Origin of the sequence: Enterobacter sp. Acro-832, from assembly GCF_011752745.1 — a bacterium.
Taxonomy (GTDB): Bacteria; Pseudomonadota; Gammaproteobacteria; order Enterobacterales; family Enterobacteriaceae; genus Enterobacter; species Enterobacter quasiroggenkampii.
Genome location: NZ_VWWX01000006.1, coordinates 44,877 through 68,090 on the forward strand (window position 1 = coordinate 44,877; position 23,214 = coordinate 68,090).

Consider the following 23,214-nt stretch of genomic DNA (forward strand, 5'->3'; position numbering starts at 1 on the left):
ACTATTCACTACACAAGCCCACTACTGCCCTATAAAACAACAAATCCGACCACACCACCCGATTTGCACCAACACGGTGCTAGCGTTATGGTTACCCACTTTCAAAACAAGCTCGACAGATCACCTGCTATGACGTTTTCACTTTTCGGCGACAAATTTACCCGCCATTCAGGCATTACTCGCCTGATGGAGGACCTCAACGACGGGCTGCGCACACCGGGCGCAATCATGCTCGGCGGCGGAAACCCGGCTCAAATCCCGGAGATGAATACCTATTTCCAGACCCTGCTCGCTCAGATGCTGGAAAGCGGCAAAGCAACCGATGCGCTTTGCAATTACGACGGCCCGCAGGGTAAAACCGAACTGCTGGCACTCCTCGCCGAAATGCTGCGTGACGAGCTGGGCTGGGATATCGAACCACAGAATATTGCACTGACAAACGGCAGCCAGAGCGCGTTTTTCTACTTGTTTAACCTGTTCGCAGGACGTCGCGCCGACGGCACCACCAAAAAAGTGCTGTTCCCGCTGGCACCGGAGTATATCGGCTACGCCGATTCCGGCCTGGAAGAGGATCTGTTCGTCTCCGCGCGCCCGAACATTGAGCTGCTGCCGGAAGGCCAGTTCAAATATCACGTCGATTTTGAACACCTGCATATTGGCGAAGAGACGGGCATGATCTGCGTATCGCGCCCGACTAACCCAACGGGCAACGTAATCACTGATGACGAACTGATGAAGCTGGATGCGCTGGCAAATCAGCACGGCATCCCGCTGGTGATCGATAACGCCTACGGTGTACCGTTCCCGGGCATTATCTTCAGCGAAGCACGTCCGCTGTGGAACCCGAATATTGTCCTGTGCATGAGCCTCTCTAAGCTGGGTCTGCCAGGCAGCCGCTGCGGCATCATCATCGCCAATGAGAAAATCATCACCGCCATCACCAATATGAACGGCATTATCAGCCTTTCTCCGGGCGGCATTGGCCCGGCGATGATGTGCGAAATGATCAAACGCAAGGACCTGCTGCGTCTGTCAAATGACGTGATCAAGCCTTTCTACTACCAGCGCGTTCAGGAGACGATCGCGACACTTCGTCGCTACTTGCCGGAAGAACGCTGCCTGATCCATAAGCCGGAAGGGGCAATTTTCCTGTGGCTGTGGTTTAAGGATTTACCTATCACCACCGAACTGCTTTACCAGCGCCTGAAAAAGCGCGGCGTACTGATGGTGCCGGGCGATTATTTCTTCCCAGGTCTGGATAAGCCGTGGCCGCATACCCATCAGTGCATGCGCATGAACTACGTCCCCGATCCGGAAAAAATCGAAGCGGGTGTTAAAATTCTCGCCGAAGAGATCGAAAAAGCCTGGCGCGAAGGCAATTGTTAAATAATAAGGCTCTTCAAATGAAGAGCCTTATTTTTCCGTGATCTGAATCTTATATTAAGGATATATCCTGTAGCGTTTAATTTATCATCTCCCTTGAGTTTCCTTAGGAATATTCCTTTAATTTACGCTCACTAACTTTCCCCTCAATAATTAAGCATCGATTAAAGATCTTAACTTATTGTTATTTTGAAATAACCCTCTGCAACACAGGGAAATACCTTCCAGAGACACTTTCATGCATATTTAAAAATAGGGCATATACTCACTAATACGCCGCTCGGCGTTCTTTTGCGTGGAGTATTCATATGCTACCTAATAATGTTAGTCGCATCAGCGCTATCGCTGTTGCGGTACTGCTCGCGTTCTCTCTTTCTGCCTGCAGTGGAAGCGGTGGCGGCTCTCATCACTCAACGGCCAAAAATAACCCTGCGACGGGAAGCAGCAGCGGCTCAGGTGATGGAAGTGGCACGACCGCGAACAATGGCGGTTCGGGCAGCAACGGCTCAGGTACCGGGACGGGTTCAGGTACCGGGACAGGCGCTGGTGGCGGAACGGGTTCTGGTTCAGGATCGGGCTCAGGCTCAGGCTCAGGAGGCAATGGCAGCGGAGGAACCGGAACAGGCAACACGGGCGGTGGCGGAACCACTACCGCAGGCGTAAATACGATACTGGGTGATGCCGGTAAAACCGTAACCAGCGTCGGATCGACGGTGGATGGCCTTGGAAGCCAGCTTCCGACAAATAACCCCGTCACGTCAACCGTTTCAACCACCGTCAGCGGTGTTGGCAGTGCCGTGTCCACCGTGGGGACAGGCGTCACGACTGGCGTTGGCGATCCAAACAACCCGAACGGTGTGGGTACCACGGTTAAAGGCGTGACCACGTCGGTCACCTCCCTTGGCAATACCGTTTCAACGGTAGGTACGGGCCTGGCGAGCTCCACTTCCGGAACACCGGTCAGCGGCGTAACCGGCCTGACGGGCAGCGTGGTCAACAGCACCGGGCAACTGGTCAGTAACACCGGCACGGGTCTCACCAACACGGTAAGCAGCCCTGCGGTCACTCAGGTAACAACCGATACCACGACCCTGGCTAACAAGACGCTGGGCGGAGTACAAGGCGTGACGCAAAGCGTAGGCACCACAACGGGTCTCGGCACACCGGTCAACGGTCTGCTGACCCAGGTGGGTGGCACCGTTAGCGGCGTGGGGACCAACATTAGCAGCAGCAATAGCGGGCTTAGCGGTGTCGGTCAGGTCGTTCAAAATGTCGGCCAGACGGTCACGGATAGCGGTACGCTGGTCAAACCCGCCTCTTCGACAACGGGAGGAAGTTCAGGCTCTCTCACAGCCAATGCAAATGTGGCGGCCACGAACAACAGTCTGGGTGCAACGGTCAATACGACCCTCAATACCCTGACTGCAGGCGTTACGGCCAACGCAGCAACAACATCAAGTCAAAATACGTCAACAGCGAATCCGATTAACGGGCTCAACACGTTAACCACCGGTCTGCTGACGCCAAAACAGTAACCTGCTTATTGTCATTCTGCGCCCCTGGTTCAGGGGCGCTTTATACAGCGACACTCCCCCTAACCGGGAATGATGAACAGGGATAGCGCGATGAAACACCACTTCCTTTTTTCGCTGACGGGGCTGGTTGTGCTGAGCATGGCCCGCGCCGATACACTGCCCTCTATTATTAACCCTGATAACCCGGCGCAAGTTTCTCGTAACGTTGCCCCCGAACAGACGGAGGCCGTCCCGCAGCCGAAAGTCAAAATAGAAAAACCGCAGTCAACGCTGACGCCTGAAACGCCCATTACCATTAATCACATTCAGTTTATTGGCGGCACGCGTTATCCCTTGCAGGAATTACTTCAGCCCTTCAGGCCTTATGCCGGAAAAACCGTGCCGCTAAAAACGCTCACCGGGCTGGTAAACGATATTACGGCGCGCTATAAGGCCGACGGTTTTCCGCTCTCCTATGCCTGGCTGCCCGATAATAATTTCCAGCAGGGAAATATTAAAATTGTTCTGGTTGAAGGCTATGTCGCTCACAGCGACATCACCAGTAATAACCCGCACATCGCCGAACGTCTTAAACGTTTGTCCGAAAAAATCATGGCGGAAAAACCGCTGTCTCAGGATACGTTCGATCGCTATAGCCAGCTGATGACCCGTACCCCGAACGTTCCGGTCACGGCTAACGCGCAGCTGCCAACCAATATCTATGGCGCGGCGGCGATGCAGATTACCGGTAATCAGGAGCGGAGCTGGAATATCGCCTCGACGATCGATACCCGTAAAGGGCAAGATTTAATGATGCTGAACGGCACGCTCAGCAACATGACAAGTTATGGCGATCAGCTTGGCGTGGCCACGCTTGTGCCGTTAGATAGCAACACGCGAAAAAACTATGTTGGGCTCAACTGGCAGCAGTTTTTAAACGATGAAGGGCTGACGATGCAGCTCAAAGGCAGCTATTACCGCGAAGATCCGCGAGATTTTTCGCCCCTGCTCTCTTTGCCGAATAATATCAGCGTCGATTCGAAGCAAAAAACAACGCAATACAACGGTGGCGTAACGTTTGGCTATCCCCTGCTGCTGACGCAAAAATCACAAATTAATCTGACCGGCGGTTTTGATTACACCGACCGCCAGGATGATTATGCTCTTCAGGCCAGACTGCAGGGCAAAACCTATCGTCTGGACTCCGTCAACCAACACGCGCGTTATCCGGCGCTGGAAGTGGGCGTTAATGGTGCGCATCAGTTCACAACCGCCAGCATCAGCGGCCGACTCAACGTGCGTCAGGGCATTGATGCGATGGGTGCCGATATCGTCTCGGCCCCCAGACCCGATATGAATTTTACGCTCACGAAAAGCTATCTGGACGCAGCCTGGCTGTTTGCCGACAAGTGGCGGCTTTCAACGTCCTGGGAGGGTGACTGGTCAAATAACACGTTGCCAGAACCCGAACGCGTTAGCTTCGGTGCCCAGCGGTTTGGCCGTGGATACCAGGACAGTGAAGCAAGCGGTGATTACGGCTATGGCGGGCAGGTAGAACTGCGCTATATCCAGATGCGAAAAGAGAGTACCTGGCTTGCCACAATCCAGCCCTACATCCTGGCCGATACCGCGCAAACCTGGTTTAACACCTCCGGCTTGCCTCATCAGCGGCTCGGGTCAGTGGCGGCCGGCGTGATGGTAGGCGATACCCGCCACTATAGCGTCACGGTTGAGGCGGCAAGACCCGTAGGGGATGTTCCGACAGACAGTCGCAACAGAGACTGGCGCTACAGTCTGACATTTACGTGGAATTTCAATAAAATGCAGTAAGCCTTTCAGCCCGAATACTGACAGGATCAACGCAGCGCAGCGCGTGGGTTGGACAGGCCTCCACGCAGGCCGGTCCGCCTTCGCGATGACGGCACAAATCACATTTCAGCGCTTGTGCCCTGTTTCCCACCAGCCGTACCTGCATCGCCCCAAACGGACAGGCGACCATACAGCTCTTGCAGCCAATACAGCGCGTCTGATCAACAAGCCAGGCGCCCGCCGTACGGCTGATGGCATGGGTTGGGCAGACGATGGCACAGGGGGCATCCTCGCACTGATGGCACCCCACCGCCGTTGTATAGGCGTCCCCTTTCACCACCCGAAGGCGGGAGGTAAAAGCCTGCGCGATGAAATCGTCCTGATGCGCGACCGCACAGGCCACTTCACAGGTGCGGCACCCGATGCATTTTTCCGCATCCGCCATGATAAATCGGTTCATCTGTTACGCCTCGCGTACGTTAAAACCCAGCTCTTTTGAGATAGCCTCTGCCGTTTCGCGCAGCGGTTTGAGCAGGTTCTTCTCGCCCACCTGCTTCATGCGCGACGTCGATAGCGAGATAGAGATCGCGTACGGGACGCGGCCGTGAATATCAAACACCGGCACGGCAATACAGGAGACGCCCAGCTCGTTCTCTTCTTTGTCCATCGCCATGCTGCGATCACGAATTTCCGCCAGTTCATCATACATGGCGCTCAGTTCAGTGATGGTGTTACGCGTCAAAGGTTGGATCTGTTCCTGGTGGCTTTCCCAGTAGCTCGCCACGTAATCCTGATGGCCAAATGCCATGTAGATCTTGCCCATCGCGGAACAGTAGAGCGGCATATGCTGACCGATATAGGCGCGCGTGCGCAGCATACCGGTTGTCGGTTCGAGCTTATAAATCAGGATTGCGTGGTCATCTTCCCGGCTGGAGAAGTTCACCGTCTCGCCGGTCGCAATGTTCAGCGCTTCGAGGTGCGGAGCGGCCACGTGAATGATATTCAGCGACGACAGCGCCTTTTGCCCGACGGCGATAAATTTGGTGGTCAGGCGATAGCTTCCCGCGGCGGGTGCCGGGGTCACGTACCCGCACGACTGTAGCCCCTGCAGCAAGCGGTGCACGGTGCTCTTGTTCAGCCCCGCCAGTTCCGATAAATGCGCAAGCGGACACCCGTTCGGATAGTTGCTGAGGATCTCAATCAGCATCAGGCCGCGAAACAAGCTCTGGCTGCCTGCTGGCCTCTCTTTTTCTTGCGTCATTTCGCTCTCTTTCATGCTCATTACATGGCTCCTTTTCATCGCGACCTGATGGTAGCGCAAAGTGTGGGTCAGTTCACGATCTCAACAGAAAAAACACAACCAGTTGATTTTAATCGATTTTGAAAAACATGAATGTCGTTGATCTGACAAAATTTGATCGCTATATTTGAAATCAGATTTCGCATAGTGGAATTTAGCGATAAAAAAGCACTCACACTTGCCCTTAAAAGAACAGGAGAACAGGGATGAAAGTGACCTTCGAAGAGTTGAAAGCGGCGTTCAATCGGGTTCTGCTCGATCGCGGCATAAAAGCGGAAACCGCAGACGCTTGCGCCGAGATGTTTGCCCGCACCACGGAATCCGGCGTCTATTCGCATGGTGTGAACCGCTTCCCGCGCTTTATTCAGCAGCTTGATGCAGGGGATATCATTCCTGACGCCCAGCCCAAACGGGTGATGACATTAGGTGCCATCGAACAGTGGGATGCGCAGCGCTCCATTGGCAACCTGACGGCGAAGAAGATGATGGATCGCGCCACCGAGCTGGCGTCCGATCACGGTATTGGTCTGGTGGCACTGCGTAACGCGAACCACTGGATGCGCGGCGGCAGCTACGGCTGGCAGGCAGCGGAGAAGGGCTATATCGGCATTTGCTGGACCAACTCGATTGCCGTGATGCCCGCGTGGGGATCAAAAGAATGCTGCATCGGCACGAACCCGCTGATCGTTGCCATTCCGTCGAACCCTATCACCATGGTCGACATGTCGATGTCGATGTTCTCCTACGGCATGCTGGAGGTGAACCGCCTGGCCGGGCGCGCGTTGCCGGTAGATGGCGGCTTTGACGACGAAGGTCACCTCACCAGAGAGCCGGGCGTGATCGAGAAAAACCGCCGTATTCTGCCCATGGGCTACTGGAAAGGGTCCGGCTTATCCATCGTCCTCGATATGATCGCCACCCTGCTCTCAAACGGATCTTCCGTCGCGGAAGTGACCCAGGACAACAGCGACGAGTACGGCGTATCGCAGATCTTCATCGCCATTGAGGTGGATCGTCTGATCGATGGCCCAACCCGCGATGCCAAACTGCAGCGCATTATGGACTTCATCACCACCGCCGAACGCGCGGATGAGAATGTCGCCATCCGCCTGCCGGGGCATGAATTTACCCGTTTGCTTGAAGAGAACCGCTGCAACGGCATCACGGTTGACGACAGCGTGTGGGCGAAAATCCAGTCTCTGTAAGGAGTGGGCCATGATATTCGGACATATTTCCCAGCCAAATCCGTGTCGCCTGCCGCGGGCAATTGAAAAAGCCCTTCATTTTCTGCGCACGACGGATTTCTCTCTCCTGGCGCCAGGCGTAGTAGAAATTGAAGGTCGCAACATTTTTGCCCAGGTTCTGGATCTGACAACAAAGGATCTGCACGAGAATCGCCCGGAAGTGCATCGCCGCTATCTGGATATCCAGTTCCTGGCCTGGGGTGAAGAGAAAATCGGTATCGCGATTGATACCGGTAATAACGAAATAAGCGAATCATTGCTGGAACAGCGCGATATTATTTTTTATCACGACAGTGAAAATGAGTCGTTTATCGAAATGACACCCGGCAGCTATGCCATATTTTTTCCGCAGGATGTGCACCGTCCTGGCTGTATTAAAAACAAGGAAACCACAATTCGTAAAATTGTGGTGAAAGTGGCAATCAGCGAATTAGATTAATTTTCTGAGATACCCTAAATAATTCGAGTTGCAGGAAGGCGGCAAGAGTGAATCTCCAGGAGATTACATAAGTAAGTGACTGGGGTGAACGAGCGCAGCCAACGCACATGCAACTTGAAGTATGACGGGTATAAATACAGGAACGCGAAATGACCAACACCAGTTTTATTATTGGTGCGTACCCCTGCGCACCCTCGTTTCACCAGAAAGGGGAACAAGAAGAACAAACCTTCTGGCGGGAACTTTCCGACACGCCGAATATTCGCGGGCTGGAACAGCCTTGCCTTGAAAATCTTCATCCCCTTGGTGACGAATGGCTATTCCGCCATACCCCGGGGGACTGGCAAATCGTGGTCACGGCAGTAATGGAAACCATGCGCCGCCGCGGCAGCAACGGCGCATTTGGCCTGGCCTCGGCTGACGACACGCAGCGTAAAGCGTGCGTGGACTTTTACCGACATTTGCACCAAAAAATTAACGCCGTGAATGCCCGTTATCCAGGCAAAGTGATTGCTCTGGAAATGCAGGCCGCCCCGCAGGCGGGCAATGCTTCCGTCGAACAGGCTACAGAAGCGTTTTCCCGCTCGGTTCGGGAAATCGCGGGCTGGGACTGGGACTGCGATCTGGTGCTGGAACACTGCGATGCCATGAACGGCCCGGCACCGCGCAAGGGCTTCCTGCCACTGGAGCAGGTGCTGGAGGTGGTGAAAGACACGGATATCAGCGTCTGCATCAACTGGGCGCGGTCGGCCATCGAAGGCCGTAACACAACCCTTCCCCTTGACCACGTTCAGGCCGCGCTTAATGCAGGGAAACTGGGTGCGCTGATGTTTTCAGGCACCACCCCCGGCGGGGAGTACGGTGAATGGCAGGATCTGCACGCGCCATTTTCCTCCTTCTGTGCCGACAGTCTGATGTCCACTGAACGTGCAAAAGCACTCTTTACTGCGGCGAGCGCCGCAACGTTGAAATTCTCCGGTATTAAATTACTGGAAATAAATGCTAATGCTGATGTCAGCCATCGCATCGCCATTTTGCGCGACGGTATCAGCGCAATGAATAAAGCAACGCAATAACTATAAGAAAAGTTTATTCCGGTTACCTACTGAGAGATTAACTATGAATATTTCTACTCATGCTCTACATGCGGATATTCCGCGCCAGCGCTGGCTAAGAATCATTCCTCCTATTCTTATCGCCTGTATTATTTCATATATGGACCGCGTGAATATCGCGTTTGCAATGCCGGGAGGGATGGACGAAGAATTAGGTATTACCGCCACCATGGCAGGCCTCGCGGGCGGCATATTCTTTATCGGCTATCTATTCCTGCAGGTACCCGGCGGCAAGATTGCGGTGCACGGTAGCGGCAAGAAATTTATCGGCTGGTCACTGGTCGCCTGGGCGGTGATCTCGGTGCTCACGGGTCTCGTGACGAATCAGTACCAGCTGCTGGTGCTGCGCTTCTTACTCGGCGTGGCGGAAGGCGGGATGCTACCCGTTGTGCTCACCATGATCAGCAACTGGTTCCCGGATGCCGAACGCGGTCGCGCCAACGCAATTGTGATCATGTTCGTACCCATCGCCGGGATAATCACCGCCCCGCTGTCGGGATGGATTATCACCGCACTTGACTGGCGCTGGCTGTTCATCATTGAAGGTCTGATGTCCATTGTTGTGCTGGTGCTCTGGGCATTCACGGTCTACGACCGTCCGCAGGAAGCCCGTTGGATCTCAGCGGCCGAGAAAAACTATCTGGTACAAACGCTGGCGGCTGAACAGCAGGCCATCGCCGGAAAAGAGGTGAAAAATGCCTCGCTCAGCGCGGTGCTGTCTGACAAAACCATGTGGCAGCTGATCGCCCTGAATTTCTTCTATCAGACCGGGATTTACGGTTACACCCTCTGGCTGCCAACCATTCTGAAGGAGCTGACGCACACCAGCATTGGTCAGGTGGGGATGCTCGCCATCCTGCCCTACATCGGCGCCATTGCGGGCATGTTCCTGTTCTCCTCGCTTTCTGACCGCACCGGCAAGCGCAAGCTGTTTGTCTCCCTGCCGTTGATTGGCTTCGCGCTCTGCATGTTCCTCTCCGTAGCCCTGAAAGCAAACATCTGGCTGGCCTATGCCGCACTGGTGGGCTGCGGTTTCTTCCTACAATCCGCCGCCGGCGTGTTCTGGACGATCCCGGCAAGACTGTTTAGCGCAGAGATGGCGGGCGGCGCGCGCGGCGTGATCAACGCCCTGGGCAACCTCGGTGGCTTCTGCGGCCCGTATGCCGTTGGCGTGCTGATCACCCTGTACAGCAAAGATGCGGGCGTCTACTGCCTGGCCGTTTCACTCGCGCTGGCGTCGCTGCTGGCCCTGCTGTTGCCGGCGAAATGCGATGCCGGGGCAGAGCCCAATCCCACGGTAAATCCCCATAAACGTGCGGCCTGATGCCCTCACCCCAGCCCTCTCCCGCGGGGAGAGGGAGAAAACCAAACCGTAGGCCGGGTAAGCGCAGCGCCACCCGGCAATTAAGCGAGATGAAGATGAGTGAAAAAGAGACCTTCTGGCTGGGTATCGATTGTGGCGGTACTTATCTGAAAGCCGGTTTATACAACAGCCAGGGCAAAGAAGTCAGTATCGAACGCCGCTCCGTTGCCACGCTCAGCCCGCGAGCGGGCTACGCCGAGCGGGATATGCATCAGCTGTGGCAGCACTGCCACGCAACCATCGCCGCGTTGCTCAAGAATGCAGGCGTAAACGGCAACCAGATCAATGGGGTCGGCATTTCTGCTCAGGGTAAAGGGCTGTTTCTGCTCGATAAACAGGATCATCCGTTGGGCAACGCCATCCTCTCCTCCGATCGCCGGGCACTGGAGATTGTGCAGCGCTGGCAGCAGGACGGCATTCCCGAAAAACTCTACCCGCATACGCGCCAGACGCTGTGGACCGGGCATCCGGCCTCGCTTCTGCGCTGGGTCAAAGAGAACGAGCCGCAGCGCTATCAGCAGATTGGCTGCGTGATGATGGCGCACGACTATCTGCGCTGGTGCCTGACCGGCGTGAAGGGCGGTGAAGAGAGCAACATCTCCGAGTCCAATCTCTACAACATGAATACCGGGCAGTATGACCCGCAGCTTACGCGCTGGCTCGGGATCAGCGAGATTGACGGCGCCCTGCCGCCGATTGTCGGTTCAGCAGAAATCTGCGGGGAAATCACCGCTCAGGCAGCCGCCCTTACCGGTCTCGCGGCGGGTACGCCCGTCGTGGGGGGACTGTTTGATGTGGTTTCCACCGCGCTCTGCGCCGGACTGCAGGACGAGCACACGCTGAACGCCGTGATGGGCACCTGGGCCGTCACCAGCGGGATCGCCAGTGCGCTTCGCAGCAACGAACCCTTCCCCTACGTTTATGGCCGCTACGTGCATCCGCAGCAGTACATCGTTCACGAAGCCAGCCCGACCTCGTCCGGCAACCTTGAGTGGCTCACCGCGCAGTGGGGCGACATGTCGTTCAGCGAGATCAACCACGCCGTCGCCAGCCTGCCGAAAGCCGAAAGCGATGTGTACTTCCTGCCGTTCCTCTATGGCAGCAACGCCGGGCTGGAGATGACCAGCGGCTTCTACGGGATGCAGGCGCTACACACCCGCGCGCACCTGCTGCAGGCGGTTTATGAGGGCGTGGTGTTCTGCCACATGACCCACCTCAACCGCATGCTCGAACGCTTTACCCACGTTCATGCCCTGCGCGTGACGGGTGGTCCAACCCATTCGGACGTGTGGATGCAAATGCTTGCGGACGTCAGCGGGCTGGCGATTGAACTGCCACAGGTAGAAGAGACCGGCTGTTCTGGCGCGGCGCTGGCCGCCCTGGTCGGCACCGGCGTGTATCCCGATTTCCATACGGCGCAATGCGCCCTCCGACACGACATTCGTGTCATTGAGCCTGACATGCGCGCCCATGCGGCCTATCAGCGCAAGTATCAGCGCTATCAGCTACTGATTTCAGCACTACAGGGCTATCACGCCCGAGTTAAGGAGAACAACCTATGAGCCGACCATTACTGCAGCTGGCGCTCGACCATACCTCTCTTCAGACCGCGCAGCGTGATGTCGCGACGCTTGCCGATCACGTTGATATCGTCGAAGCGGGCACCATTTTGTGCCTGACCGAAGGGCTAAACGCCGTGCGCGCCCTGCGCGAGCAGTGCCCGGATAAAATCATCGTTGCGGACTGGAAAGTGGCCGATGCCGGAGAAACGCTGGCAGAGCAGGCATTTGGCGCGGGTGCAAACTGGATGACCATCATCTGCGCCGCCCCGCTGGCCACCGTTGAACGCGGCCACGAGGTGGCCCTGCGCCGCGGGGGAGAAATCCAGATGGAGCTCTTTGGTCACTGGACGCTGGACGATGCTCGCGCATGGCATCGCATCGGCGTGAAGCAGGCCATTTATCACCGCGGACGTGACGCACAGGCGAGCGGCCAGCAGTGGGGTGAGGCGGATCTCACAAAAATGAAAGCGCTCTCCGATATCGGTTTGCAGCTTTCGATTACCGGCGGTATCACCCCCGCCGACCTGCCGCTGTTTAAGCAAATCAACGTCAAAGCCTTTATTGCCGGACGCGCGCTGGCAGGTGCCGCCAATCCACCGCAGGTGGCACAGGCATTCCATTCGCACATTCGCGACATCTGGGGAGCGTAGCCATGCGTCAGCATCCGTTAGGTATTTACGAAAAAGCGCTGCCAAAAGATCTTTCCTGGCCCGAGCGGCTGGTACTGGCGAAAAGCTGCGGGTTCGATTTTGTCGAGATGTCTGTCGATGAAACCGACGAGCGATTATCACGCCTCGACTGGAGCACCACGCAGCGCGCCTCTCTGGTGGAAGCGATGCTGGAAACCGGCGTGGCGATCCCTTCTATGTGCTTGTCTGCCCACCGTCGTTTCCCGTTTGGCAGCCGCGATGAAACCGTGCGCGAACGCGCCCGTGAGATCATGAGCAAAGCCATCAGGCTGGCGCGTGATTTAGGCATTCGCACCATCCAGCTTGCCGGGTATGACGTCTATTACGAAGCGCATGACGAGGGGACGCAACAGCGCTTTGCCGACGGGCTGGCCTGGGCCGTAGAACAGGCCGCCGCCGCACAGGTGATGCTGGCGGTGGAGATCATGGACACCGCGTTTATGAACTCCATCAGCAAGTGGAAAAAGTGGGACGACATGCTCGCCTCACCGTGGTTCAGCGTTTATCCGGACATCGGCAACCTGAGCGCGTGGGGTAACGACGTCACCGCCGAGCTGACGCTGGGCATTGACCGCATTGCGGCTATTCACCTGAAAGATACCCAGCCCGTCACCGCACAAAGCCCCGGGCAGTTCCGCGACGTGCCGTTTGGCGAGGGCTGCGTCGATTTCGTTGGCGTGTTTAACACGCTGCATCAACTGAACTATCGCGGCGCATTTCTGATTGAAATGTGGACCGAAAAAGCAAAAGAGCCGGTGCTGGAGATTATCCAGGCGCGCCGCTGGATTGAAGCCCGTATGCAGGAAGGAGGCATGACATGCTAGACGAACTTAAAGCCGAGGTACTGGCAGCAAACCTGGCGTTGCCCGCCCACCAGCTGGTGACGTTTACCTGGGGCAACGTCAGCGCAGTGGACCGCAAAAGCGGCATGATGGTCATTAAACCGTCCGGTGTGGAATACGACGTGATGACGGCGGAGGATATGGTGGTGGTGAATATCGCCACGGGCCAGGTTATTGAGGGGAATAAAAAGCCCTCTTCAGACACGCCCACCCATCTTGCGCTGTATCGTCGTTACCCGGAGATTGGCGGCATCGTGCATACCCATTCGCGCCACGCCACTATCTGGTCCCAGGCGGGGCTGGATTTACCGGCCTGGGGAACCACGCACGCGGACTATTTCTACGGGACCATCCCCTGCACACGCCTGATGACCACAGCAGAGATTGCAGGGGAATACGAATACCAGACGGGTGAAGTGATCATCAAAACCTTCGAGGAGCGCGATCTTAGCCCGATGCAGATCCCGGCGGTGCTGGTCCACTCCCACGGTCCGTTCGCCTGGGGTAAAGACGCGGCCGATGCGGTTCACAATGCCGTGGTGCTGGAAGAGTGCGCCTATATGGGCCTGTTCTCTCGCCAGCTCGCGCCACAGCTTCCGGTTATGCAGCAGGAACTGCTCGACAAGCATTATCTGCGCAAGCATGGGGCCAATGCCTATTACGGACAGTGATCATTGATAGAGGTTTTAGGGAACAGCAGTACAGGCACGATCGTAGGCCGGGTAAGGCGAAGCCGCCACCCGGCTTTACCACATCAGAAACGCCAGGTCAGGCCGGTCATCAGCGCGAAGCTGTCGTCGCGGTCGATCATCGGGCTGTTCTTCACGTCGTCAGGCAACACGGTGTAGACCGCACTGGCATTGAGATACAGCTTCTGGGTTAACTGATATTTAGCCGCCAGACCAACGTATGGCGTCCAGCTGTCACCAGCGGTGTATTGATCCAGCCCGGAGCGGCGAGACTCGCTGCCGGATACGCCGTAGTAGTAGTCGTTATAGCTTTCGTCGCTGTAGAACACCCCCACAGAAGGCGTCAGGGTCAGGCGATCCATTTTGATTGGACGGAAGTATGATACTTCGCCGATCACGCCGCTGCTTTCATCCGTGGCATCACCAGAGACCGCCACTTTCAGCGACCCCCAGCTTTCGTGGCGGTAGTACGCACCGCCGAGGAAGGCGGACGCTTTACGCTCATCCAGCTGCTTCATCTGATGGTCGTCATTATCGTCAGGGTCGAAATGCAGCGGCATCCACGTTGCGGTCAGGCTTAATTCATTTTTTGCATCTTTCCACAGGATCCATCCGCCCGTGGTCTGGCGAACGTAAAAGCGATCGCCTTCGTAGCTAATTAACGGTACCGCAGTCGTATTTTCGTTATAGCCTTTGTATGGAGACTCATTAAATACAGCCCCCGCTCCAAGTGAAAATTCACCGGCCATGGCAGACGTTGATGCAAATAACGTGGCAGCGATGAGTAAATTGTATTTAATAGTCATTCTATGTAATCCATTTAAATGCCAAACAAGCGAGGCGCATAATAATGGTTACAAAATTGCCAATGCAACGCTGCGGTTTATATAATATTATATATAAAATCATATAGATGGATGTGCATGATGAGTACATTACAGCTAAAACCACGCGAATTAAAAATTATCTCCGTCATCGCCGCCACCCACAGCATTGGTGATGCCGCCGCCCTGCTGGGTATGGCGCAGGCCAACGTGAGTAAATATCTGTCTGATTTTGAAACGCGGGTTGGGCTCAAGGTTTTTGAGCGCACCACGCGCCAGCTGGCCCTGACCCAGTTTGGTGAAGCGTTACTCCCCTACGTGAACGCCACGCTGGATAAGAACAGCCAGCTTGTTAATTTCATTGCTGATTATAAGCATGAAAAGCGCGGAAAAGTGACGATCTATGCCCCAACAGGTATCGTGACCTACCTCGCGCGACACGTGATCCATCAGATAGAAGACATCGGCGACATCCGCATCTCCCTGAAAACCTACAATCTGGACCGGAATGAATTTTCAGAAGGCGTTACCTTTCCGGATGACTGCGACATTTTAATTACCTATGCTCAGCCAAAAGACGAAAGTCTGGTTGCCAGCGTGCTGACAAAATATTCCGTTACGGCCTTCGCAACCGTAGAATATTTAAATAAACATCCCTTAACCGGACCTGAAGATTTAATTAATCACTCCTGTATTCTCATTGACTCCATGCTGGTCGATGATGCCAACATCTGGCGTTTCCGCGTGCACGGCAGCGATGACGTGCATGACTACCGGGTGACCGGTAATTATATTTGCGACAATACGCAGACGGCCCTGGAGTTGGCCAGAAATAATCTTGGGATTGTTTTTGCACCAAAAGAGAGTCTGAAAAAAGAATTAACGAAAGGCATGCTGGTCCCCTGCTTCCCGCATCAGGAGGAGTGGTGGCTCGATCTGACGGCCATCTTCCGCAAACGCGAATACCAGCCCTGGCGCGTGCAATACGTTCTGGATGGCGTCCTTAACTGTCTGCGCCAGCAAATTGCTCAGGCCGCCCACGGACGGCCTGAGCTGGGCGACTAGAACAGCCCCAGTGGCTTATCGGAATAGCTGACCAGCAGACATTTGGTCTGCTGGTAATGCTCCAGCATCATCTTGTGGGTTTCACGTCCGATGCCCGACTGCTTATAACCGCCAAATGCCGCGTGCGCCGGATAGGCGTGGTAGCAGTTGGTCCAGACGCGCCCGGCCTGAATGCCGCGGCCCATTTTATAGGCCAGATTACCGTTGCGACTCCAGACGCCTGCGCCCAGGCCATACGGCGTGTCGTTGGCAATCTCCAGCGCCTCCTCTATCGTTTTAAAGGTGGTCACGGCCAGCACCGGGCCGAAAATCTCCTCCTGGAAAACGCGCATGTTGTTCTGGCCGAAGAGGATCGTCGGCTCAAGGTAATAGCCGTCCTGCAGATCCCCTCCCAGCACCTTACGACGCCCGCCGGTGAGAATATCCGCCCCCTCTTTCTTGCCGATGTCGATGTAGTTGAGGATCGTTTCCAGCTGTCCGTGCGAGACCTGCGCCCCCATCTGTGTAACGTTATCGAGCGGGTTACCGCTGCGAATAGACTCAACGCGGCGAATGGCCCGCTCCATAAAGCGCTCGTAGATGGATTCCTGCACCAGCGCACGGCTTGGGCAGGTGCAGACTTCGCCCTGGTTAAACGCAAACAGCGCAAACCCTTCCAGGGCTTTATCGAAGAAGGCATCCTCTTCCTCCATCACGTCCGCGAAGAAGATGTTCGGGGATTTCCCGCCCAGTTCCAGAGTCACCGGGATAATGTTCTGCGTGGCGTACTGCATGATCTGCTGGCCCACTTCCGTCGACCCGGTAAACGCCACTTTGGCGATACGTTTTGAGGTAGCCAGATATTCGCCTATCTCCCCGCCCGCGCCGTTCACTACGTTAATCACGCCCGGCGGCAGGAGATCGCCAACGATTTCCATCAGCAGCAGGACCGAGAGCGGGGTCAGACGCGCCGGTTTGAGCACAATACAGTTTCCGGCCGCCAGCGCGGGCGCCATTTTCCAGCTCGCCATCAGCAGCGGGAAGTTCCACGGAATAATTTGCCCGACGACGCCCAGCGGTTCGTGGAAGTGATACGCCACGGTGTCGCTGTCAACTTCGCTGATCCCGCCCTCCTGAGCGCGAATACAGGAGGCAAAATAGCGGAAGTGGTCAATAGCCAGCGGCACGTCAGCCGCCATCGTTTCCCGGATCGGCTTGCCGTTATCCCAGGTTTCCGCCGTCGCCAGCAGCTCCAGATTCTGCTCCATCCGGTCGGCGATTTTGAACAGGATCGCCGCCCGGTCCTGCACGGAGGTGTGAGCCCATTTCTCTTTCGCTTTGTGCGCCGCATCCAGCGCCAGGTCGATATCACGCTTACCGGAGCTGGCAATCTCGCACAGCGGCTGGCCGGTAACCGGGGTCAGGTTGGAATAGTATTCGCCGTCGACGGGAGCGACCCAGTCGCCGCCAATAAAGTTGTCATAACGGGGCTTCAGCTTGAGGGGAAAACCATACTCGCCGGGCTGGATACGCGATGAGGGAGGATTGTTTGTCATGTCCGTCTCCTTGCTGTTGGTGTACAACAAGGGTAGTTCCGGCTGGCGATTTTCTCGCCAGCCGGTAACGGTGTTTACGACGGAGGTCACGGAGTTTCAGGAAATAATAACGAATCGCGTAACAGATGATCGTTACCGCGACGGCGGGTAAAGCCGATGCGGTTGAAGTATTCCAGGATCTGGATCGCGAGCTTGCGCCCCACGTTCAGCCGATCGCGGAAATCCGCGGCGCAGGTCGAACCGCGCGCCTGATCCAGCTCGCGGATCAGGTTGGCAAACGCCACAATGCGATCGTTACGGTAGTAACGATCTTTCACGATCGCGACGATTAGCCCCTGCTGCGCCGCATGGCGCAATACCTGGCGCATCACCTGCTCATCGGTGTTGGTTTCGCGAGCCAGATCGCGAACCCACCACGGCTCATCGCCAAACAGCGGGGCCGCTTTTTGCCATATGGCCTCTTGCTCGGCGGTGAACCCAGCCTTGTGATCCGGCAGGTGCAGCCAGCCGTGGTGGCTTTTAATCACGCCGCTTTCGCGCATGTTTTCGATCAGCAGCAGCACCAGCGCATCGTCTTCCATCGGCAGCGCCATGCGTCGCAGACGCTCGCGCCCCGGGCCAGGCTCGTCCTGATGCTGTTCATGGTAAGTCGCAAGCGTGTTCAGTATCTTACGCTGCCATTGCGCAGCAACCGGGGCATTGAGCAGGCTGTTGCCGGCCTGAATAAAGCCCGGCTCCTGGGTCAGCTGCCGTAAGCCTTCCCCACTCAGCTGGCGCGCCCATGCAAAATCACGCAGACTCACCGCCCCGCGATCGAGGTGCACCCGCAGCACGGCGTTATCATCGCTGGCCTGCGCCAGCGCGGCCAGCCACTGCAGATATTCAGGTTTACGCTTGCCGCGTCGGGGTGGGTTAAGCGCCACCACGCGCGCACCCGCCAGCGTTTCCCTTGCAGAAATGTCACGCAGTACCAGACGATCGTTATCTGCCAGCCAGAGCGGCGAATCGAATACCAGCTCGGCAAGGTCGTTTTCCAGCAGCGACACGCGCCCGGTGATATGGCTGGCCGCGTGGTGAATATGCAGCGGCTGCCATTGGGTCAACGGCATGTGTGTCTGCAGGGAGACAATCACGCGTTCAGACGGTTCCGGCGGGGCATCGGCCAGCAGCCAGTCTCCGCGATTAAGCTGCTCTTTTTCCGCATCCCCGGCAATGTTCAGCGCGATACGCTGCCCGGCGTGGGCATGGTCAGCGGGCTGGTTTTGTGCGTGCAGTCCGCGCACGCGCATCGGTTTGTTCACGCCCGTCAGCCAGAGGGTATCTCCCACGCTGACTTCACCACTCAGCGCGGTGCCGGTCACGACCAGCCCCGCACCTTTTACGGTAAACGCCCGGTCGATCGCCAGACGGAAACGATGATGGCTGGCGTGGTCGCGTGATGAAAGGTGCTGTAAATGGTGGCGAAGTTCGTCGATACCATGCCCTTCTGTCGCCACGGTGACAAAAAGCGATGCGTCGGCAAAACCATACTCCCGCAGGGTCGCCTGGACCGTTTCGCGCACCTCGCTGACGCGCGCGTCATCCACGCGATCGGCTTTGGTCAGCGCCACGGTCAGCTGCGGGTTGCCGGTTAGCTGCAGGATCGCCAGGTGCTCGCGGGTTTGCGCCATCACGCCGTCATCGCAGGCCACCACCAGCAGGGCATGATCGATGCCGCCCACGCCCGCCAGCATGTTGGACAGAAACTTTTCATGCCCCGGCACATCAATAAAGCCCAGCACGCGACCATCAGGCTGGGGCCAGTAGGCATAGCCCAGATCGATGGTCATGCCGCGCTTTTTCTCTTCCGGCAGGCGATCGGCGTTTACGCCGGTAATGGCCTGCAGTAACGTGGTTTTTCCGTGGTCGACGTGACCGGCGGTGGCAATAATCATTTCAACAACATCTCCAGAAATCGCTCTTCATCTTCAAGGCAGCGCAGATCCAGCCACATTCGGCCGTCGTAAATCCGCCCGATAACCGGCGTCGAGAGACCGCGCCAGCGCGACGACAGCGCCTCAAGCTGGCTGCCGCGCCCGTCACGCGGCGTGAACGTCAGCGCCTCACTCGGCAGCCTGTCCACCGGCAGCGACCCGCTGCCAATCTGCGACTGGCAGGGCTCAATGCGAACGTCAAAATCGGGGTAGTGCGCGGCGACGCGCGGCAGCAGCAGTTCGGCCTGGGCGCGAATCGAGGCGGCATCGCGGCTTAACAGACGCAGCGTGGGCAGACGGTCAGCCAGTTTTTCCGGGTGGAGATAGAGCCGCAGCGTCGCCTCCAGCGCGGCAAGCGTCATTTTATCGGCGCGCAGGGCGCGCTTAAGCGGGTGCTGCTGCAACTGCGCAATCAGCTCGCGCTTGCCGACGATAATCCCGGCCTGCGGCCCGCCCAGCAGTTTGTCGCCGGAAAAGCTGACCAGGCTAACGCCCGCCGCAATCATCTCCTGCGGCATCGGCTCTTTTGGCAGCCCGTACAGGCTCAGATCCACCAGCGAGCCGCTGCCGAGATCGGCAATCACCGGTATATTCAGTTCGCGCCCAATCGCCGCCAGCTCCGCCTCGTCAACCGTTTTGGTGAAGCCTTCAATATGGTAATTGCTGGTGTGAACCTTCATCAACAGGGCGGTATTTTCATTCACCGCCGCGCGATAATCTTTCGCATGGGTACGGTTTGTCGTGCCCACTTCATGCAACGTGCAGCCTGCCTGGCGCATCACGTCCGGAATACGAAACGCCCCGCCAATCTCCACCAGCTCGCCGCGGGACACCACCACCTCTTTGCCGCTGGCGGTGGCCGCCAGCATCAGCAACACCGCGGCGGCGTTGTTATTCACAATGCAGGCATCTTCCGCGCCGGTCAGCTGGCACAGCAGCTCCGCCAGCGCGCGGTCGCGGTGCCCGCGTCCGGCGCCGTCCAGATCGTACTCCAGCGTTACGGGCGCTTGCATGGCCTGCACGACCGCGGCAACGGCCTCTTCCGCCTGCTGCGCGCGCCCCAGGTTGGTATGCAGCACGGTTCCGGTCAGGTTTATCACCGGGCGTAACGCGCTTTGCGCCTTCTCATCCAACCGCTGTTCAACTTCCTGCTCCCACGCGCTACACCAGTCGGGCAAGGCGTTTTCTGCCTGAATCGCGCAGCGGGCTTCGTCCTGAAGCAGGCGTAACATTTCCACCGTCGCGGTATGGCCGAAACGCTCAACAACAGCATGAATGCGGGGTTCGCGAAGAAGACGGTCGGTAGCGGGGATCTGGCTGTACAGCGAATGATGAGTAGTCATGAAAGCGCCTGGCGAGTAAATATCTTCCCCCCTCCCGACGGGAGAGGGAGTTAACATGTGAGGGGATTGTACCGCCTCCGACGGCGAAGTGTTATAACCCGCGTCAAGCCTTTGGCGGTTCGGTACGGGCAAAGCTCTCGCGACTAAACAGCGTGTCTGCAAGCTTCACCAGCAGCGGACGGTCGACGCACCAGCCCGGGGAGACGCGGCGGAAGTTGAGATAACCAATCGCGCAGGCGATGGCGATGGTCCCCAGGTTCAGGCTGTCGGTGTCGATCTTACCCTCCCGGATTAGCTGTTCGCATCTGTCCAGGCTGCGGCTGATTTTTTCCCGCTGGCGTAACAGTTCCGTTTCCGACTGCTGGGCGGCGGGCCTTGCCTGTTCCCGTACGGAGGTTAACGCCGCATCCATAATGCCATCGGCCAGGGCTTCAACCTGCTTCACCGCCAGCGCCGCTTTTGGGTCTGCTGGCAGCATTGCCGGGGCAACGCCCAGCAGCTCGATATACTCCGCAATAATCGGGGAATCAAACCAGTATTCGCCCTCGTCCGTGACCAGCGCCGGGACTTTCCCCAGCGGGTTGTACTGCGCGACGCCGTTTTCCGCGTTGTAGGGCTGTTCATTCACGAATTCAAATTCAATCCCCTTCTCCAGCAGGAGAATCGAGATTTTTCGCACGAAGGGACTGGTATAGCTGCCGATGAGTTTCATTGCCTGATCCTTGATGCCGGAAAAAAGTCAGTATGGATCAAGCGATGAAAAAAGGGCAGGTCTGCGTGTCGCATTCCTGCCCTGGAAGGATTAGTGATCGAGGTAGAGGTAGTGCATCCAGCTGGTCATACGCAGCAGTACTTTACGCATAACCGAGACGTGGGCGAAGTGGTCCGAATAGACCGCCACCTGGGCATAGATACCATCCGGCAGGGCATCGACTTCGGCGTTGGGTTCCAGCTCAATAAGTGCCTGAACGCCGTCCGTTCCCGGCACCACCGTCAGCGACTGCAGCGCACCCTGCGCCTGATAGGTTCCCCCCGGCACCACCGGCAGAATTGCGGTGAGCTTCCCGGAGAATACCTGGCCCGGCAGCGCGTTAAACACCACTTCCGCTTCATCGCCCGGCTTCAGACGCAGCAGCGAGTTCTGGCGGAACTGGGCCACAATCTGACGCTTCTGTTCAGGAATGAAGACCATCACCGGACGCAGAGGCAGCGCGGCGGCATAGGTTCCCGGACGAATCAGTACCTGAGTGATATAACCATTGCTCGGCGCACGCACCACGGTCTGGTCCAGGTTATATTTGGCTTCGGCAAGCTGGGCGCGTAACGACGCAATCTGCGACTGTTCACCGTTCACCATGCTGTCTAACTGGCTTTGGATCTGCACCTGTTCAGCCACGGAGCCTTTCACCAGCGCATCCTGTGCCAGATAGTTCTGACGCGCGTTGTCGATATCGCTTTCAGAGAACGGATTCACCTTCGCCTGGCTGCCTTTCAGGTAGCGCTGATAATCTTTATAGAGGCGATCGCGTTCAGCGGAGACGCGTGTGGTATTGGCAACGGCTTCCGCCAGCTGCGCTTTCAGATTATCGATATTGTGCGTCGCGGTCACCAGGTCAGCCTGAAGTCTGTCGACGCGCGCCTGATAGCGGCCTGGATCCAGTTTAAATAACACTTCGCCTTTTTTAATTAGCTGGTTATTTTTATCGGTCACTTCGCTGACCACACCGGTCACCTGCGGCGTGATTGGAATAGAAATAACCGCTTTTTGCGCCGTAAAGGTATACGGGTGGTTATAGTTCATTAGCAGAATAAGTCCGGCAACAATAAATACGCCGCCTAATGTTGCGGTGGCAAGCGTCCACTGGTTGACCGGAATTCGGAATATTTTAAAGATGGCCCAGGCAAATGCCACGTAGGTCAAAATAATCAACAGATCCATGATTAGCGCTCCAGCGTGTTCTTATCAGCAGCAGGCTTTACCGCGGCCAGCTTTTGTTCAAGTTCCGCCACGCGTTTGGCGAGCGCATCCATGCCCGGGACCTCATCAGGCTTTGTGATGTGGTTTTGCATGCCCCAGCCGCGATCCTCGCGGTACAGCGTGGCCCAAATCCACAGGAATGGCCAGATGGCATGGAGCGTAAACAGGCTAATCCAGCCAGCCGTATGAATGGCATCGGCATGCGGATGGTTACGCTTTTTGGCCATATTATAAGGAATATCATGGATGGCGATGATTCCGTAAAAGAGAACCAGAAATACAAAAATCAATACGCCCAGCGCAAAATAGTTGAGAAACATATTCTCCTCACTTAAACAACGTCAACTCATTAAATTAATAAAACGGTACGCAACCTAATTAATTTTTTATAAACACGGGGTTGTGCTTACTATTTCCGAGCCGGGGAGTATCGGTTTTTATAATATCTCCATGCAAGTTTATAAGCGTGTCAAAATATATCCTGAATAATAATAGACTTAACCTTACAATATGAGCGTAATCCACCTTTTAACTTTTCGCCATACCA

Annotated in this window: 21 protein-coding genes; 12 read left to right on the plus strand and 9 right to left on the minus strand. The window is 56.5% G+C overall.

Features of this window, described 5'->3' with window-relative positions:
* Positions 1-129 precede the first annotated feature (129 nt).
* The 3 genes from avtA to F3J31_RS18705 all read left to right on the plus strand — a co-directional run bounded on the left by avtA (position 130) and on the right by F3J31_RS18705 (position 4,727).
* A complete protein-coding gene (gene avtA / locus F3J31_RS18695; RefSeq protein ID WP_045907877.1) occupies positions 130-1,386 on the plus strand; it encodes a valine--pyruvate transaminase in 1,257 nt (418 codons plus the stop codon).
* 305 nt (positions 1,387-1,691) lie between these two features.
* The gene (locus F3J31_RS18700) at positions 1,692-2,918 is read left to right on the plus strand and encodes a collagen-like triple helix repeat-containing protein (protein WP_240152776.1); all 1,227 of its coding nucleotides are present in this window, start codon (positions 1,692-1,694) and stop codon (positions 2,916-2,918) included.
* A 90-nt stretch (positions 2,919-3,008) separates the two neighbouring features.
* A complete protein-coding gene (locus F3J31_RS18705) occupies positions 3,009-4,727 on the plus strand; it encodes a POTRA domain-containing protein (RefSeq protein WP_069720493.1) in 1,719 nt (572 codons plus the stop codon).
* Here F3J31_RS18705 and F3J31_RS18710 read toward each other — a convergent pair.
* Positions 4,711-5,166: a 4Fe-4S dicluster domain-containing protein gene (locus F3J31_RS18710; protein ID WP_167214660.1), complete on the minus strand. Its 456-nt coding sequence runs from the start codon at positions 5,164-5,166 to the stop codon at positions 4,711-4,713. The two genes, F3J31_RS18705 and F3J31_RS18710, sit on opposite strands and share 17 nt — an antisense overlap.
* A gap of 3 nt (positions 5,167-5,169) precedes the next feature.
* On the minus strand, positions 5,170-5,988 hold the full coding sequence (gene yiaJ, locus F3J31_RS18715; protein ID WP_021242452.1) for an IclR family transcriptional regulator YiaJ: 819 nt from the start codon (positions 5,986-5,988) through the stop codon (positions 5,170-5,172).
* A gap of 224 nt (positions 5,989-6,212) precedes the next feature.
* On the opposite strand from yiaJ, the gene yiaK reads away from it, so the two are divergent.
* The 8 genes from yiaK to araD all read left to right on the plus strand — a co-directional run bounded on the left by yiaK (position 6,213) and on the right by araD (position 13,931).
* Positions 6,213-7,211, plus strand: a complete 999-nt coding sequence (yiaK, locus tag F3J31_RS18720; protein ID WP_167214663.1) for a 3-dehydro-L-gulonate 2-dehydrogenase — start codon at positions 6,213-6,215, stop codon at positions 7,209-7,211.
* Positions 7,212-7,221: 10 nt separating this feature from the next.
* The gene (locus F3J31_RS18725) at positions 7,222-7,689 is read left to right on the plus strand and encodes a YhcH/YjgK/YiaL family protein (RefSeq protein ID WP_167214666.1); all 468 of its coding nucleotides are present in this window, start codon (positions 7,222-7,224) and stop codon (positions 7,687-7,689) included.
* A gap of 149 nt (positions 7,690-7,838) precedes the next feature.
* Complete coding sequence (locus F3J31_RS18730; RefSeq protein ID WP_167214669.1) at positions 7,839-8,765, plus strand: DUF4862 family protein; 927 nt, start codon at positions 7,839-7,841, stop codon at positions 8,763-8,765.
* Positions 8,766-8,808: 43 nt separating this feature from the next.
* Positions 8,809-10,128, plus strand: a complete 1,320-nt coding sequence (locus F3J31_RS18735; protein WP_025910539.1) for an MFS transporter — start codon at positions 8,809-8,811, stop codon at positions 10,126-10,128.
* Between the two features lie 95 nt (positions 10,129-10,223).
* Complete coding sequence (locus F3J31_RS18740) at positions 10,224-11,729, plus strand: FGGY-family carbohydrate kinase (RefSeq protein WP_167214672.1); 1,506 nt, start codon at positions 10,224-10,226, stop codon at positions 11,727-11,729.
* Positions 11,726-12,379 (plus strand): 3-keto-L-gulonate-6-phosphate decarboxylase UlaD, encoded by a 654-nt coding sequence (ulaD, locus tag F3J31_RS18745; protein ID WP_167214675.1) that lies wholly within the window; start codon positions 11,726-11,728, stop codon positions 12,377-12,379. Before F3J31_RS18740 ends, ulaD begins: the two co-directional genes overlap by 4 nt.
* A gap of 2 nt (positions 12,380-12,381) precedes the next feature.
* Entirely contained in the window at positions 12,382-13,242 is an 861-nt protein-coding gene (locus tag F3J31_RS18750; RefSeq protein WP_167214678.1) for an L-ribulose-5-phosphate 3-epimerase, read from the plus strand.
* The gene (gene araD, locus F3J31_RS18755) at positions 13,236-13,931 is read left to right on the plus strand and encodes an L-ribulose-5-phosphate 4-epimerase (RefSeq protein ID WP_048028083.1); all 696 of its coding nucleotides are present in this window, start codon (positions 13,236-13,238) and stop codon (positions 13,929-13,931) included. The genes F3J31_RS18750 and araD overlap by 7 nt, the downstream gene beginning before the upstream one ends.
* An 83-nt stretch (positions 13,932-14,014) precedes the next feature.
* On the opposite strand, the gene F3J31_RS18760 is transcribed toward araD, so the two are convergent.
* Complete coding sequence (locus F3J31_RS18760; RefSeq protein WP_045907889.1) at positions 14,015-14,755, minus strand: MipA/OmpV family protein; 741 nt, start codon at positions 14,753-14,755, stop codon at positions 14,015-14,017.
* A gap of 117 nt (positions 14,756-14,872) precedes the next feature.
* On the opposite strand from F3J31_RS18760, the gene F3J31_RS18765 reads away from it, so the two are divergent.
* On the plus strand, positions 14,873-15,838 hold the full coding sequence (locus F3J31_RS18765) for a LysR family transcriptional regulator (RefSeq protein WP_063622816.1): 966 nt from the start codon (positions 14,873-14,875) through the stop codon (positions 15,836-15,838).
* On the opposite strand, the gene aldB is transcribed toward F3J31_RS18765, so the two are convergent.
* The 6 genes from aldB to F3J31_RS18795 form a co-directional block, all read right to left on the minus strand.
* A complete protein-coding gene (gene aldB / locus F3J31_RS18770; RefSeq protein ID WP_048028094.1) occupies positions 15,835-17,373 on the minus strand; it encodes an aldehyde dehydrogenase AldB in 1,539 nt (512 codons plus the stop codon). The two genes, F3J31_RS18765 and aldB, sit on opposite strands and share 4 nt — an antisense overlap.
* Before the next feature lie 86 nt (positions 17,374-17,459).
* Positions 17,460-19,307, minus strand: coding sequence for a selenocysteine-specific translation elongation factor (selB, locus tag F3J31_RS18775; protein ID WP_167214680.1), 1,848 nt, complete (start codon positions 19,305-19,307; stop codon positions 17,460-17,462).
* Positions 19,304-20,689 carry an L-seryl-tRNA(Sec) selenium transferase gene (selA, locus tag F3J31_RS18780; RefSeq protein ID WP_167214683.1) on the minus strand — a complete coding sequence of 462 codons (1,386 nt, stop codon included), beginning with the start codon at positions 20,687-20,689 and terminating at the stop codon, positions 19,304-19,306. The genes selB and selA overlap by 4 nt, the downstream gene beginning before the upstream one ends.
* Before the next feature lie 103 nt (positions 20,690-20,792).
* Entirely contained in the window at positions 20,793-21,401 is a 609-nt protein-coding gene (locus F3J31_RS18785; protein ID WP_045907894.1) for a glutathione S-transferase, read from the minus strand.
* 90 nt (positions 21,402-21,491) lie between these two features.
* Positions 21,492-22,628, minus strand: coding sequence for an HlyD family secretion protein (locus tag F3J31_RS18790; RefSeq protein ID WP_167214686.1), 1,137 nt, complete (start codon positions 22,626-22,628; stop codon positions 21,492-21,494).
* A gap of 2 nt (positions 22,629-22,630) precedes the next feature.
* Positions 22,631-22,987 carry a DUF3302 domain-containing protein gene (locus F3J31_RS18795; RefSeq protein ID WP_024906600.1) on the minus strand — a complete coding sequence of 119 codons (357 nt, stop codon included), beginning with the start codon at positions 22,985-22,987 and terminating at the stop codon, positions 22,631-22,633.
* Positions 22,988-23,214 lie beyond the last annotated feature (227 nt).